Genomic DNA, 13,273 nt, shown 5'->3' with positions numbered 1-13,273 from the left:
AAACAATGAAAGCATTTATGCCTGAGCGCATTTATATAGAGCCACGCGCCTACGAATATCCACTAGGTAAGAAATTGTATGATTATTTTTCTGAACGTGGTGTAGAAATTAACGAAACAACTTCACACAACCAAGTTCGCAACTTACCCGGAGACAATGACTTCCAAAAATATCGGAATGCAAAATCGACACTCGTCGTCGGCGTGCGGAAAACATTAAAGTTTGACACGTCAAAGCCATCGGCAGAATATGCATTGCCACTCGCAACGGGATGTATGGGTCATTGCCATTATTGTTACTTGCAGACGACGATGGGTTCCAAACCGTATATTCGCACGTATGTAAATACCGATGAAATCTTGGCTAGAGCTGATGAGTATATGAACGAGCATGCTCCGAAGATCACTCGCTTCGAAGCGTCGTGTACGTCTGATATCGTCGGTATCGACCATCTCACTCATTCACTAAAAAGCACCATCGAACATATGGCTAAAACTGACCATGGTGTATTGCGCTTCGTTACGAAATTTGAACATGTTGATCACCTCTTAGATGCTGACCATCGTGGAAAAACCCGCTTTCGCTTTAGTGTGAATGCAAATTTCGTCATTAAATATTTCGAACCTGGCACGTCTTCATTAGATAAACGGATTGAAGCTGCCGCTAAAGTTCAAGAAGCGGGCTATCCCCTTGGATTTATCGTCGCTCCAATCTATATTCATGATGGGTGGCAAGAAGGCTATGAACAACTCTTTAAAACACTTTATGAAAAGTTGCCGGAAGGTGGGCGCGACGACATTTCTTTTGAATTTATTCAACACCGATTTACGCAACCTGCGAAACGAGTTATCGAAAAAAACTATCCGATGACAAAGCTCGAGCTTGATGAATCGAAAAGACGACGAAAATGGGGTCGCTACGGCATACACAAATACGTTTATGAAAAATCACAAGAAGAGGAAATGAAAACGTTCCTCTATCGTCTCACCGACCGTTACTTTCCTGAAGCAAAAATCGAATATTTCACGTAAAGAATGCAGTGACACCTTCTGCATACAGATGTGCGAAAGGCAATATTCATGCCTTTCGCATTATTTTCGTGAAGTCGTTCGCCAATTATTGCCCACAAACAATAAATTCTTTCTTAATCTATGGAGTTTTTCTCCATTTCCTTGAAGATTCGTTTTACAACAGCACATTTGCCGTATAATATAGAAGTAGATCATTACCTGCAACGACCGCTCACTTCATGAGCGAAGGAGGACCCCTTTGTTTAATAAGACCATTGTCAGACGGATTTTAATCGGGATTGCCCTTATTGTTGGTGGACTGTTCGTCTACTTTAACTTTTCAGCGCTAATGCCGCTATTATTGGCATTACTCACAGCGATGATATTCGAACCGTTTGTTCGGTTCTTTAAAAAGCAATTAAAAACAGAGAAAAGACTTTTGCCTGTGACGATTGTTTTTTTACTTTTTGTCGCAATTAGTTCCATCGTTCTTTACCTTTCGATTACAAGACTCATGAAAAGTATTGTCGAATGGTCACAAGAACTTCCGCAGTACGCCATTCAGCTGCAACGTCTGGCGAACGATTTAATTATTCAATTTAACCAATTGCTAAGAGATTTGCCACAAGGATATCAAATTGCTCGGGAACTCGAGCGCTTATCAGAGGATGCGATTGACTTTGCCCTAAGCATAACAACGAACCTTGTTGGCTTACTCGGCTCATTTTTATCATCGGTACCGAATATGCTTTTTGTTGGTCTCATATACTTAATTACGTTGTTCTTATTTAGTCTTGATCTACCAAGACTTTTAGGTAACTTCTTTAACTTCTTCAAAAAAGAGACCTCTAACAAATTGCGCTACGTATTCCACCGCATGGGTAAAGTTTTCCTCGGTTGGTGGAAAGCCCAGTTCATTCTAAGTCTAGGTGTGTTCATCCTCACTTACATCAGCTTGCTTTACATTTCACCGGGGCCAGCTTTTATCATGAGTGTGGTCATCTGGGTTGTAGACATCATTCCTCTGTACGTAGGCCCAGCCCTCGTCCTCGCGCCTTGGGGGATCCTAGCGATGATTCTCGGAGACGTGACGATGGGTATTCAGTTAAACATTCTGGCGCTTGTTCTACTAATCATTCGACGAATTCTCGAACCAAAAGTACTCGGTGACTCGATCGGAATGAACGCACTGCCAACCGTTTTGTCGATGTATTTTGGTTTTGTATTCTTCGGTGTCATGGGTCTCATTCTTGGACCTTTCGTTTATATGGCCATTCTCTCAGCGAAAGAAGCCGGGCTGTTTGAATTAAACTTAAAAGATGATGAGGAAAAGCCTGAGAAAAAAGATGACCCACCGATGAAAGAAACGTAACGAAACACCATTGATGTGATTTGGACATCTGTTCTCACTTTCACACAACCATAATTACCGGCAAATTTTAAGCATACATTTAAACCGTGTTCTCAATAAAAATGAGAACACGGTTTTTTAGTAGTGATTGGGTACTTACTTAACACATCGGTGGCCAAAACAGAGCCACCGTTTTCTAGTCTCAGCAAATAACAAAAACCCAAAAGTACGATTCGTATCGTGACCTTTTGGGTGGGGTACTTATTTAAAGATTTAAAAACTGTGACGATGAACACCTCATCTTAGGCACGATTGGGTCTTCACGTCTTTTAAGATTCTGTTTTGTTTTGATTTTTAAGTTCTGCTATTCGTTTTGGATCTTCCCTAAAGTATTGCACCAAATCGCCAATGCGATCAATTGCATCCCAGCTCAAGTGATGTTCAATGCCTTCTACGTCCGCGTAGATATATGACTCGTCAACACCGATAAGGTGTAAGAAATCTTCAAGTAATTCATGCCGATATACGAGGCGTTTTCCGATTTTGTTTCCTTTTGCTGTAAGGATGAGGCCCCGATATTTCTCATAAATAACATAACCACTTTTGTCTAGCTTTTGGACCATTTTTGTCACTGAGGACGGGTGCACTTCTAGTGTATCTGCAATATCGGATACACGAGCATACCCTTTTTCTTCAATGAGTTGATAGATACGCTCTAAATAATCTTCCATACTGGCTGTAGCCATGTAAGCTCCCCCATTCAAATCACGTTGCGGGCATTATGTACAGTCTTGTTTCGCTATTGTCATTGCCGTGTGTATTACCTTTATATTGTACATAATTGCTCCGCTACAAACAACGGTTTGTTCATAATCCCCCGCCTTCTCCATCTTGTAGTACGAAACAAGTTAGATTTGTCATGTTGCTAACAATTGAGTGACAAGTCCTTTTTAAATCGCTGACAAAGCGTGTTATGATTACTGTATAATCGTTCATTTTAATCTAAGGATGTGGCAACCAATGGCAGAGAAGGTTTTAATGGGTAAAGAAATCATAGCACGCAATGAAGCCATGTTTTCATTTGATGACAGAAGTATGTATTTTGGCGATGGGATTTATGAAGTCGTCCGCATTTACGGTGGACACCCGTACCAAATGGAAATGCACATGCAACGACTACAAAGAAGTGCTGAAGAAATGGATATTCCGTTTAGTACTGAAGATAAGCAAACGTTAAGCGCTTCTTTAAATGAGCTGAAAAATGAGAATCATCTACAAGAAGGTATTTTATATGTACAAGTTTCTAGAGGTGCTGCAGAACGAAACCACCTTTATGAGCGTCACGAAGAGCCTGTCGTTTTTGCGTTTACTAAAGAAATGCCAAGACCGTTAGACCAGCTCCAATCAGGGATTGCTGTGTATCTTACTGAAGATGAGCGTTGGCTCCGCTGTGACATTAAATCTGTTAATTTGCTTGGCAACGTACTCGCAAAAAGAAAAGCAGCTGACCACGACTGCCAAGAGGCTGTGTTACACCGTGGAAATGAAGTGACCGAAGGATCTTCTTCAAACCTTTTTATTGTAAAAGATAACGAACTACAAACTCATCCTGCAACGAACTTGATCTTAAATGGCATTACTCGGCAAGTCGTCTTGGAGTATGCAGAACAGCTCGGTAAATCCGTGCGCTATGACCCAATTGATATTGAAGATCTTGCCGGCGCGGATGAAGCGTTCATTACGAGTACAACGAATGAAGTGACACCCATTACTGAATTTCGAGGAACGAAACATGTACAACTCAAAGTCGGGGAAATTACGAAACAATTGCAAGAGCGATTTGAAGATGATGTAAAAAAGACCGAGAGCGGGACGTAAAATGTGTGGGCAGCGTCTAAGCTGCCCACACATTCCATTACCTTCGATAAAGCCATTCCGTTGAACGATACCGTTGATTGGCTAATTTCTGTACTTCTTCTTCTTCTTTGTGGGTGAGTGTGCGAGGCTCTAGCTCAATATCTAACCCTGTTTCAAACCCTTTGGAGAATGCCGAGCGAATGTGGTCTATCGTAAATTGTTGGTCTGTTAAATCGTTAATTCCGACCGCCTTCGCTCGAAATGCTTGTTGCATCTTCTCACGTACACGGGCATTTTTGAAAATAAATAGATCAAATAATTGCTCTTCATTAAATGTGAGGGCAATGGCGCCGTGTTGGAGAATAACTCCTTTTTGTCTCGTTTGAGCACTTCCTGCAATTTTACGCCCTTCTACGACAAGTTCATACCATGATGAAGCGTCGAAACAAACCGAAGAACGAGGGTTTTTTAACGCTTCTGTTTGTTCTTTTGATTCTGGTATTGAAAAACCTGCATTCAAACCGAGATCACGGAATCCATGAAGCAAGCCTTCTGAAATGACACGATATGCTTCGGTTACTGTCGCTGGCATCCGTGGATGCTCTTCAGAAACAATTACGCTATATGTAAGCTCTTGATCATGCAAGACGCCACGGCCGCCTGTAGGGCGCCTAACAAGCCCTAACTCGTGACGTTGAACGGCGTCGACATCGATCTCTTGATTGATCTTTTGAAAATAGCCAATGGATAGCGTCGCTGGGTTCCATTCGTAAAATCGAATCACAGGCGGTATGCGACCTTCACTATGCCATAATAGAAGGCATTCATCTAATGCCATATTGTAATACGGATCTCTAGCACCTGAATCAATGAGCCACCAAGTTTCTTTTTTCATTTTTTCATCTACTCTCCTCATTGTCACTAGTGTAGCAACGAAGAGATATTTTGTACATCCACTGTTTTTATTCTTTGCGTAACCGTGCATTCACACTTATAATAGATGAGGATGCATAGAAGCTTTCTTACCAGCTTTTAGTAGTAAAGGGGAATTGTAAACGTATGGAAATTATGAGTATCATTAGCTACATTCTATGGGGTCTAATCATTGGTACCATTGCGGTATGGCTATTCCGTAGACTCTCAACACCTAAATATCTCGATTCACTTTCACAACGTCAATTTATTGAAGGTTACCGTAAATCTCAACTGATTGATGTACGAGAGCAGCGTGAATACGACGGCGGTCACATTTTAGGCGCACGGAATATTCCACTCTCCCAACTCAAACAACGCCTCTCTGAGTTTCGAAAAGATCAAGACATTTACTTGTATGATCACTCAGGAGCGAGAAGTAGACAAGCCGCACGATTAATTAAGAAAAAAGTCGGTACCGACCGTTTATTCTACTTAAAAGGCGGATTTCGTAAATGGACGGGGAAAGTGAAGAAGAAATAAGCAAATGCCCTTTCTCAGCATAAGAAAGGGCATTTGCAGGAATGATATGTGCGTGTTATCATTTCCTTCACGCAAACTAAAGGAAAGGATGAAGCCGATGATTCCAATCATTGACAGAATTAATGAACTAGCTAAGAAATCAAAAGAAGTAGGCCTGACTGAAGATGAGAGAACGGAACAATCAAAACTTCGTCAAGAATATTTAAGCTATATCCGTGGGCAAGTGAAAGACACGATGTCAAATGTAACCGTTGTCGATGAAAACGGGGACGACGTTACACCAAAACGACTCAAAGACGATCAAGAACAAAGAAGATCCCATTAACCAATACGGATGAGAGGAAACAGCGGATGTCCCTAAAGGAATTTTAGGCATATCCGCTGTTTTCTTATGAATATACGAAAAAGCGGTCAAGGATTTGATTCAATCCTTGACCGCTTTTTTTAAGTGTTCTTTCCTTATTGCTCTTTTTCAAAACGAAGTACAGGTTTTCTAGCTGCTTGCGTTTCATCTAGTCTTGAGATGACTGTATCATGAGGCGCTTCTAATACTTGATCTGGATTTTCTTCTGCTTCTTTACTAATCGCAATAAGTGCATCAGCAAAGGCATCTAGCGTCTCTTTCGTTTCTGTTTCTGTTGGCTCGATCATCATGCATTCTTCTACATTTAATGGGAAATACATCGTTGGTGGATGATATCCATAGTCAAGCAATCGTTTCGCGATATCGAGAGCACGGACGCCCATTTTCTTTTGGCGCTTCCCAGAGACGACAAATTCATGCTTGCAGTATTGCGGGTATGGCACATCGTAATGAGGTTCTAATCGCTTCATCAAGTAATTGGCATTGAGAACGGCATCTTCAGATACTTGACGTAACCCTTCAGGTCCCATCGTTCGGATATACGAGTACGCACGCACATTGATACCGAAATTACCATAGAACGGCTTTACGCGACCAATGGCCTTCGGACGGTCATAATCCCACGTGTACTGATCTTCTTTTTTAATGAGCAATGGTTTAGGCATGAACGGCAATAGTTCCTTTTTCACACCTACTGGGCCACTACCAGGCCCCCCACCCCCGTGCGGACCGGTGAATGTTTTGTGTAAGTTAAGATGGACAACATCAAAGCCCATATCTCCTGGCCGTGCTTTATCAAGGATGGCATTAGAATTTGCGCCGTCGTAATACAATTTCCCACCTGCACGATGGATAACGTCGGCCATCTCAACGATATCTTCTTCAAATAACCCTAATGTGTTTGGATTCGTTAACATGAGAGCGGCTGTATCTTCACCCGTCACTTCACGCAAATGCTCAAGGTCAACGAGACCGCGTTCGTCGGTCTTCACTGTCACCGAGTCAAATCCTGCTACACTTGCCGATGCAGGATTCGTTCCGTGCGCAGAATCAGGAACAATGACTTTCGTTCGCTTAAAATCTCCGTTCGCTTCGTGGAAAGCACGAATCATCATAAGCCCTGTCCATTCCCCTTGCGCACCTGCCGCTGATTGCAACGTCACTTCATCCATACCTGTCATTTCAGCGAGAGACTCTTGCAAATCGAACATGAGCTCCAATGCCCCTTGCACTTGATTCTCTGGCTGATACGGGTGAATATGCGCAAATCCTTCTAGCCTAGCAATCACTTCGTTAATCTTCGGGTTGTACTTCATCGTACAAGATCCTAACGGGTAAAACCCAGAGTCCACACCGAAATTACGATTAGACAATGCAGTATAGTGCCTCACAAGTTGCAGCTCCGAAACCTCTGGTAAGTCGGCGTCATCTTGCCGAACAAACTTTGAGTCGAGAAGATCTTCAACAGCCACCTCTGGCACATCATTTTCTGGTAAAGAATCCCCTTTACGTCCAGGTCGGCTCAGCTCAAAAATTAACGCTTGTTCTTTACGCTTCATTTGATCTCCTCCAATGCACTTACGAATTGATCAATTTCCTTTTTCGTACGTAACTCCGTCACACAGACGAGCATGTGTGTTTCGGTCTCCCCAGCAAACCTTCCGAGATCAAGGCCACCGATTACTCCGTGTTCCAAAAGTTGCTCGTTCACTTGACGGACATCCTTCCCTACATCAATGACAAATTCATTGTAATGAGGGCCGTCGTTTACAATCGTTATCCCTGCATTTTGAAGTGCGGTTTTTGCGTAGTTTGCTTTTTGTAGGTTTTGCAAAGCAACTTTCTTCAACCCAACTTTTCCTAAAGCTGTCATCGCTACCGATGAAGCTAGCGCATTTAAGGCTTGGTTGGAACAAATATTTGACGTCGCTTTGTCTCTACGGATGTGCTGCTCGCGTGCTTGTAACGTTAGCACAAACCCTCTTTGGCCATCTTCATCAACAGTCTGCCCGACGAGTCGACCAGGCACTTTTCTCATTAACGCTTTTTTCGTAGCAAAATAGCCACAGTGAGGCCCACCGTATTGACTTGGAATGCCAAATGATTGCGTATCGCCGACAACAATGTCTGCACCGAAATGACCTGGAGGTGTTAAGACGCCTAACGCAAGCGGGTTGCTTTTAACGATCATCATCGCTCCTGCCTCTTCGCTCACTTTACGAATCTCTTCAAGATCTTCAATACCCCCATAAAAGTTCGGATACTGGACGATAACCGCCGCTACATCTTCATCAATGGACTGTGTTAATGCACCGATATCAGTACAGCCATTTTTACTTCCAATTCGCTCAAGTTCAAGCCCTGGCCCATTTACGTATGTTTGCACGACATCGATGGCTTCAGGATGAACCGTACTCGAAACGAGAAGCTTTTTTCGTTTCATTTTTTTGTGACTAGCCGCCATTACCCCTGCTTCTGCAAGAGCAGTATGGCCGTCATACATTGAAGAATTCGCAAGATCCATACCCGTAACCTCTGCGATCATCGTTTGAAATTCAAAGATAGCCTGCAGTTCACCTTGGGAAATCTCTGGTTGGTAAGGCGTGTACGCAGTATAAAACTCTGAACGAGAAATGACCGCATCTACAGTTGCTGGGATGTGATGATCATATACTCCTGCTCCTAAAAACGAAGGCAATGATTTGATCGAAGTGTTCTGATTGCTTAAGGATTGAAAATAATTAACAAGCTCTGCCTCAGGAAGTGCTGGCTGAATACGCATCGGATTTTTTGGTCGAACCGACTCTGGAATATCGGCAAATAATTCTTGGACAGACTTCGCCCCTACAAGTTCTAACATTTCTTTACGATCTTGCTCTGTCATTGGCAAAAAGCGGTGTTGTGACATGAATTTCCCCTCCATCTTTATCGCTTATAAAAAGGTGTTGCAACGACGTTTCCTTCAACCATACGTTTTCGAACCCCAACGACGACAGCTGTTCCAACTTCGCTATACGCTCGATCAATGAGCATTAAGCCGATGTTTTTGCCAAGTGTCGGCGACTGAGTCCCTGACGTGACGACACCAATTTCAACGCCATCCGTGTTGTATACTGGATAATCGGTTCTTGGAATTCCTTTTCCCGTTAATTCGACACCAACGAGTAATCGTTTTGGTCCTGTTTCTTTTTCTTTTTGTAAAAGTGATTGTCCGATAAATGGCGCTTCTTTGTTTACTTTTACTGCAAATCCTAGCTTCGCTTCTAACGGGCTAATTGAATCTGTTAACTCTTGACCGTAAAGTGGCAATCGTGCTTCTAGACGCAATGTATCACGAGCACCTAAACCACATGGGCGTAATCCTTCAATGTCAGTGTCTAAAATCTCGTTCCAAAGACTTTCGACCACCGAGTTTTTTACATAGAGCTCAAAGCCATCCTCTCCGGTATACCCACTTCGCGAAACGATGACCGGCTCTTCTTGAAAATCTCGTTCTGTCGCTTCAAAAAAGCGCAATGTTTTCACAGCTTCGCCGAATATTCGTTCTGCAATTTGCTCTGCATCTGGTCCTTGCAATGCAAGTAAGGAATAGTCGTCCGACACATCTGTGATGACCGTTTTATCGTTGGCATGTTTTTGAATCCATTGAATATCTTTGTCCCGATTTGCTGCATTCGGCACAACAAAATACCGCTCCACACCAAGGCGATAAACGAGTAAATCATCAATTGTACCACCGTTTTCGTTGCACATCACTGAATATTGCGCTTTGCCAACGGCTAGTTTGGAAACATCGTTGGTCATTACCGTTTGCAACGTCTCTAATGCCCCTTTTCCTTCAACAAACGCTTCTCCCATATGAGATACATCAAAAAGGCCTGCATGCTCTCGAACAGCACGGTGCTCTTCCTTAATCGAAGAGTATTGGACAGGCATCTCCCATCCTCCAAAAGGCACCATCTTTGCTCCAGCATTTACGTGTGTTTCATACAATGCGGTTCGTTTGTCAGCCATACGTTTACTCCCCCTATACTCATTTCCTGGATACTCACATAGAAAAAGACAGAACTCTCCAACATCCGTTGAAAAGCTCTGTCCATATACCAGAAAGTTTCCTCTTGCCCCCAAAAAAGGTGCAAGGCTGTCTTCGTGGGTGGCTCAAATGTTGAGCGCTCTCCAGAGTTGCGTCAAACAGAAGTACTTTTGCCTGAGAGATTCACACTAGGCTTGCTCCTTCGGCGCCGCTTCATCGGAATAGACTCCGACTACGGACTCTCCCTCTGTTCTCATCCGCGTATTTGGTTTTGAATAGATTGGTGATCGTTTGACACATACTAAAGAAACATGTGGCACGGTCTAACTTACTTCAAGTTTAGCACTAAGCTTTTCAACTGCCAATGATTTTTGTCGGAAATAGAGGAGAGAACATGTACATCGACATCGATTTTTCTATTGAGTGGGAAGAACAATTCCAACAACGTCTCGACCAAGATGGTCCTTTTGCATCGTGGGAAATGTTCAACCTTGCGTATGAAGCAGAAGAGTATCAAGCCGTTCCTTCATTTGATGGGCTTGTTGCTCCGACATACTTACCCCAATTACAACCGTATGATCATCAATTGGAAACCGCACGAAAAGTGGTGGAAGAATTGAACGGCAAAGCCATTCTCGCAGATGAAGTTGGACTTGGTAAAACGATCGAAGCAGGATTGGTTCTTAAAGAATATATGATTCGTGGCCTTGTTAAGAAAGTGTTAATTCTAGCACCTGCATCCTTAGTAAATCAGTGGGCAAGTGAACTGAATGAAAAATTCTATATTCCTGCAGTTCCACAGAAAAAGACATACGTATGGGAGCAAGCAGACGTCGTCGTCGCATCAATGGATACAGCCAAACGAGAGCCACACCGAGATATTGTATTGAATCAACCGTATGACCTCATTATTATTGATGAGGCTCATAAACTCAAAAACTCAAAAACGAAAAGCTATGCGTTTATCAAACAATTAAAGAAGCGTTTTTGCTTACTCTTGACAGCGACTCCTGTTCAAAATCGCATTGAAGAGCTCTTTCATCTCGTTTCGATATTAAAACCAGGTCATCTCGGTGACGAAAAAACATTTAAAGCAAAATATAAACGAAATCGTGGTGAAGATGCACACGAAGACATTCAGTCTCTCGTTCGTAGTGTAATGGTTCGAAATCGAAGAGCAGACACGAACATTGCCTGGAAGAAGCGAAATGTCGAAAACTATAAAGTGCTGTTTTCAGATGAAGAACGGGCGCTGTACGAGGAAGTAGACAATCTGCGTTCGAGTTTTAAAGAACTTCACGGATTCTCACTCACTACATTGCTAAGGGAAACGTGCTCTAGTAAACAAGCCTTAGGTGTGACGCTTTCAAATATGATGAAAAAAGGGTTATTAAACGAAGAAGTTGTCGCCCCGATCGTGGAGCGAATGCAGCAGGTAACGAGCAATGCCAAAGCTGAACACGTATTGCGGCAACTAAAACAGAGTGGTGAGAAAACAATTATATTTACGGAATACCGAGCCACACAAGCCTACCTCCAACACTTTCTTCAACAACATGGCATTAAATCCGTTCCATTTCGCGGTGGATTCAAACGGAGCAAGAAAGATTGGATGCGGCAACTATTCCTAGACTATGCGCAAGTATTGATCGCAACCGAAGCTGGAGGCGAAGGCTTAAACCTGCAGTTTTGTCATCACATGATTAACTTTGATTTGCCATGGAATCCGATGCGTGTAGAACAACGTATCGGTAGAATACATCGACTTGGCCAGGAGCAAGACGTGCATGTGACCAACTATGCTGTAGAGCAAACGGTTGAAGATCGAATTCTTTCCCTTCTCTATGAGAAAATATCGATGTTTGAAGGGGTTATCGGGCAACTCGATGACATCCTTGAACGTGTGAATGAAACGAAGCTCGAGTCATACGTGCACGAAGCACTTCAGTTTGACGATACCGAGCAAGCCCGAGAACGACTTTCCCACCTCACTTCCATAATGCAACGAGAGGAGCGAAACGAAGATGGACCAGCACAAAGTTCATAATTACATGTACCGATACCTTGAAGCGTGTGGCGGCACATTTCTTCATACCGATTATACGAACATCGAAATACAATTAAATCGTGATTTAGATGAAGAACTTATGAATCGCCCGTTTTACTGGCACTATTTAGAGAAAACGGGAAGAACGCCTGAACCAATGAAAATGCGCCTTACGACAGATATGAATAGTACATCCGGCTATGAGAAGGTTCATTTTGGATCGCCACGACTCCATCAAATCTTTCAATCCGCGGGAAAAAAAGGAGCGCACACGCGGCTGTATGAACAAACAAATCAAGGCACAAATACGCCCCTCTATCCGTGGTTAGGGTTAAACGTCCGTATTTCCTATACGTGCCACCGTCGGCGAGATGATCTTCGCTCTTTTGGAGTGCAACTAATTAGCGGAGAGACCGTCGACGGGTTTATGGATACACTCCGAGAAAAAAAACTTGTAAATTCAATACCTGAGCTATCGTTTAAAATGGCTGGACTCGTCCAGCCAACAAGTGCAGTAAGAAGGATCAAACAGTATTTACTCGGTGACATTTCAAACCGAAAGCATGAGTGGGCAGATGAAGCAACAAAACGGATGAATGAGGACTTAATTCTTTTAGACCGTTTTTATGAGGAAGAAGAAGTTCGTGAAGACTATGACCTGGAAAAAAAGGCGATTAAAGAACAGTATCAACCTGCCATCGAATTAAGCTTTATTAACGGAGGCATTTTCTACTTGCAAAATGATACCCAAAAAAAATGGTTCTAAGTCAAATGTTGGGGTAGAGACAATACGCCTCTGAGGCTGTTGAAAAACCTAAATGTTGTTTTTATAGAAGTGTAGGGGGTGTCATGGCTACGCTTGCCACGGGCGTCGCCTCAGCTATCGCGCTTCGCGCGAGGATCTTCGGCTGACGCTACTCCCGTAGGCGTCTCCGCCATGACACCCCTTCTCATTTTGCACAAATTGAGAGACTGCCACACACCTCTGCTCCTTTGTTTATCCTACTCGACTTGTATGCTCTTTTAATTGGTGATGCAATAGCACCTTCAAACGCAGCCGGTCATAGCGGCGAAAGCCAAACGCATTGCGCTTAATGACCTTCGTCTGGTTGTTCAGCCCTTCAATCGGACCATTCGTGTGACCAAAAATAAAGCT

General features: G+C 43.0%; 13 protein-coding genes and 1 riboswitch. Of the genes, 7 read left to right on the top strand and 6 right to left on the bottom strand.

Annotation, left to right across the window (positions count from 1 at the left end; all coding sequences use genetic code 11):
* Nucleotides 1-5: 5 nt before the first annotated feature.
* Nucleotides 6-1,031 (top strand): spore photoproduct lyase, encoded by a 1,026-nt coding sequence (splB, locus tag ACE1TF_RS11760; protein WP_375016929.1) that lies wholly within the window; start codon nucleotides 6-8, stop codon nucleotides 1,029-1,031.
* Nucleotides 1,032-1,269: 238 nt separating this feature from the next.
* Entirely contained in the window at nucleotides 1,270-2,382 is a 1,113-nt protein-coding gene (ytvI, locus tag ACE1TF_RS11755) for a sporulation integral membrane protein YtvI (RefSeq protein ID WP_375016926.1), read from the top strand.
* A 308-nt stretch (nucleotides 2,383-2,690) separates the two neighbouring features.
* On the opposite strand, the gene mntR is transcribed toward ytvI, so the two are convergent.
* Nucleotides 2,691-3,107, bottom strand: a complete 417-nt coding sequence (gene mntR, locus ACE1TF_RS11750; protein ID WP_375016924.1) for a transcriptional regulator MntR — start codon at nucleotides 3,105-3,107, stop codon at nucleotides 2,691-2,693.
* A 274-nt stretch (nucleotides 3,108-3,381) separates the two neighbouring features.
* Here mntR and dat point away from each other — a divergent pair, with 274 nt between their 5' ends.
* Nucleotides 3,382-4,239, top strand: coding sequence for a D-amino-acid transaminase (gene dat / locus ACE1TF_RS11745; RefSeq protein WP_375016922.1), 858 nt, complete (start codon nucleotides 3,382-3,384; stop codon nucleotides 4,237-4,239).
* A 37-nt stretch (nucleotides 4,240-4,276) separates the two neighbouring features.
* On the opposite strand, the gene ACE1TF_RS11740 is transcribed toward dat, so the two are convergent.
* A complete protein-coding gene (locus ACE1TF_RS11740) occupies nucleotides 4,277-5,113 on the bottom strand; it encodes a lipoate--protein ligase family protein (RefSeq protein ID WP_375016920.1) in 837 nt (278 codons plus the stop codon).
* Between the two features lie 173 nt (nucleotides 5,114-5,286).
* On the opposite strand from ACE1TF_RS11740, the gene ACE1TF_RS11735 reads away from it, so the two are divergent.
* Together ACE1TF_RS11735 and ACE1TF_RS11730 are read left to right on the top strand one after the other, a co-directional pair.
* Complete coding sequence (locus ACE1TF_RS11735) at nucleotides 5,287-5,673, top strand: rhodanese-like domain-containing protein (protein WP_042399556.1); 387 nt, start codon at nucleotides 5,287-5,289, stop codon at nucleotides 5,671-5,673.
* Between the two features lie 97 nt (nucleotides 5,674-5,770).
* Nucleotides 5,771-5,998, top strand: coding sequence for a DUF896 domain-containing protein (locus ACE1TF_RS11730; protein ID WP_042427342.1), 228 nt, complete (start codon nucleotides 5,771-5,773; stop codon nucleotides 5,996-5,998).
* A 134-nt stretch (nucleotides 5,999-6,132) separates the two neighbouring features.
* Here the strand turns inward: ACE1TF_RS11730 and gcvPB are convergent, their stop codons facing one another.
* From gcvPB to gcvT, 3 genes are read right to left on the bottom strand one after another with little or no spacing between them, the layout of a single operon-like run.
* Nucleotides 6,133-7,596, bottom strand: a complete 1,464-nt coding sequence (gene gcvPB, locus ACE1TF_RS11725) for an aminomethyl-transferring glycine dehydrogenase subunit GcvPB (protein ID WP_375016918.1) — start codon at nucleotides 7,594-7,596, stop codon at nucleotides 6,133-6,135.
* Nucleotides 7,593-8,945: an aminomethyl-transferring glycine dehydrogenase subunit GcvPA gene (gene gcvPA, locus ACE1TF_RS11720; RefSeq protein WP_375016916.1), complete on the bottom strand. Its 1,353-nt coding sequence runs from the start codon at nucleotides 8,943-8,945 to the stop codon at nucleotides 7,593-7,595. The genes gcvPB and gcvPA overlap by 4 nt, the downstream gene beginning before the upstream one ends.
* Nucleotides 8,946-8,962: 17 nt before the next feature.
* Nucleotides 8,963-10,051 carry a glycine cleavage system aminomethyltransferase GcvT gene (gene gcvT, locus ACE1TF_RS11715; protein WP_375016914.1) on the bottom strand — a complete coding sequence of 363 codons (1,089 nt, stop codon included), beginning with the start codon at nucleotides 10,049-10,051 and terminating at the stop codon, nucleotides 8,963-8,965.
* A 171-nt stretch (nucleotides 10,052-10,222) separates the two neighbouring features.
* A riboswitch (glycine riboswitch) is annotated at nucleotides 10,223-10,327 on the bottom strand.
* A gap of 137 nt (nucleotides 10,328-10,464) precedes the next feature.
* Here gcvT and ACE1TF_RS11710 point away from each other — a divergent pair.
* Together ACE1TF_RS11710 and ACE1TF_RS11705 are read left to right on the top strand one after the other, a co-directional pair.
* Nucleotides 10,465-12,117: a DEAD/DEAH box helicase gene (locus ACE1TF_RS11710; protein WP_375016912.1), complete on the top strand. Its 1,653-nt coding sequence runs from the start codon at nucleotides 10,465-10,467 to the stop codon at nucleotides 12,115-12,117.
* Entirely contained in the window at nucleotides 12,095-12,883 is a 789-nt protein-coding gene (locus tag ACE1TF_RS11705; RefSeq protein WP_375016909.1) for a YqhG family protein, read from the top strand. Before ACE1TF_RS11710 ends, ACE1TF_RS11705 begins: the two co-directional genes overlap by 23 nt.
* Nucleotides 12,884-13,114: 231 nt before the next feature.
* Here ACE1TF_RS11705 and ACE1TF_RS11700 read toward each other — a convergent pair.
* Nucleotides 13,115-13,273: transposase (locus tag ACE1TF_RS11700; protein ID WP_375016289.1), on the bottom strand; the 159-nt coding region annotated here is incomplete at its 5' end.

This window comes from Geomicrobium sp. JSM 1781026 (assembly GCF_041949955.1).
Lineage (GTDB): Bacteria > Bacillota > Bacilli > Bacillales > Marinococcaceae > Geomicrobium_A.
Note: the sequence above shows the minus strand (reverse complement) of the source record. Positions and strands in the feature narration are given on the sequence as shown.

Coding starts and splice junctions, on each gene's coding strand:
- ACE1TF_RS11735 (WP_042399556.1), top strand. CDS start 5,287: ATGAGTATCATTAGCTACATTCTATGGGGTCTAATCATTGGTACCATT.
- ACE1TF_RS11730 (WP_042427342.1), top strand. CDS start 5,771: ATGATTCCAATCATTGACAGAATTAATGAACTAGCTAAGAAATCAAAA.
- ACE1TF_RS11740 (WP_375016920.1), bottom strand. CDS start 5,113: ATGAAAAAAGAAACTTGGTGGCTCATTGATTCAGGTGCTAGAGATCCG.
- gcvT (WP_375016914.1), bottom strand. CDS start 10,051: ATGGCTGACAAACGAACCGCATTGTATGAAACACACGTAAATGCTGGA.
- gcvPA (WP_375016916.1), bottom strand. CDS start 8,945: ATGTCACAACACCGCTTTTTGCCAATGACAGAGCAAGATCGTAAAGAA.
- splB (WP_375016929.1), top strand. CDS start 6: ATGAAAGCATTTATGCCTGAGCGCATTTATATAGAGCCACGCGCCTAC.
- mntR (WP_375016924.1), bottom strand. CDS start 3,107: ATGGCTACAGCCAGTATGGAAGATTATTTAGAGCGTATCTATCAACTC.
- dat (WP_375016922.1), top strand. CDS start 3,382: ATGGCAGAGAAGGTTTTAATGGGTAAAGAAATCATAGCACGCAATGAA.
- gcvPB (WP_375016918.1), bottom strand. CDS start 7,596: ATGAAGCGTAAAGAACAAGCGTTAATTTTTGAGCTGAGCCGACCTGGA.
- ACE1TF_RS11710 (WP_375016912.1), top strand. CDS start 10,465: ATGTACATCGACATCGATTTTTCTATTGAGTGGGAAGAACAATTCCAA.
- ACE1TF_RS11705 (WP_375016909.1), top strand. CDS start 12,095: ATGGACCAGCACAAAGTTCATAATTACATGTACCGATACCTTGAAGCG.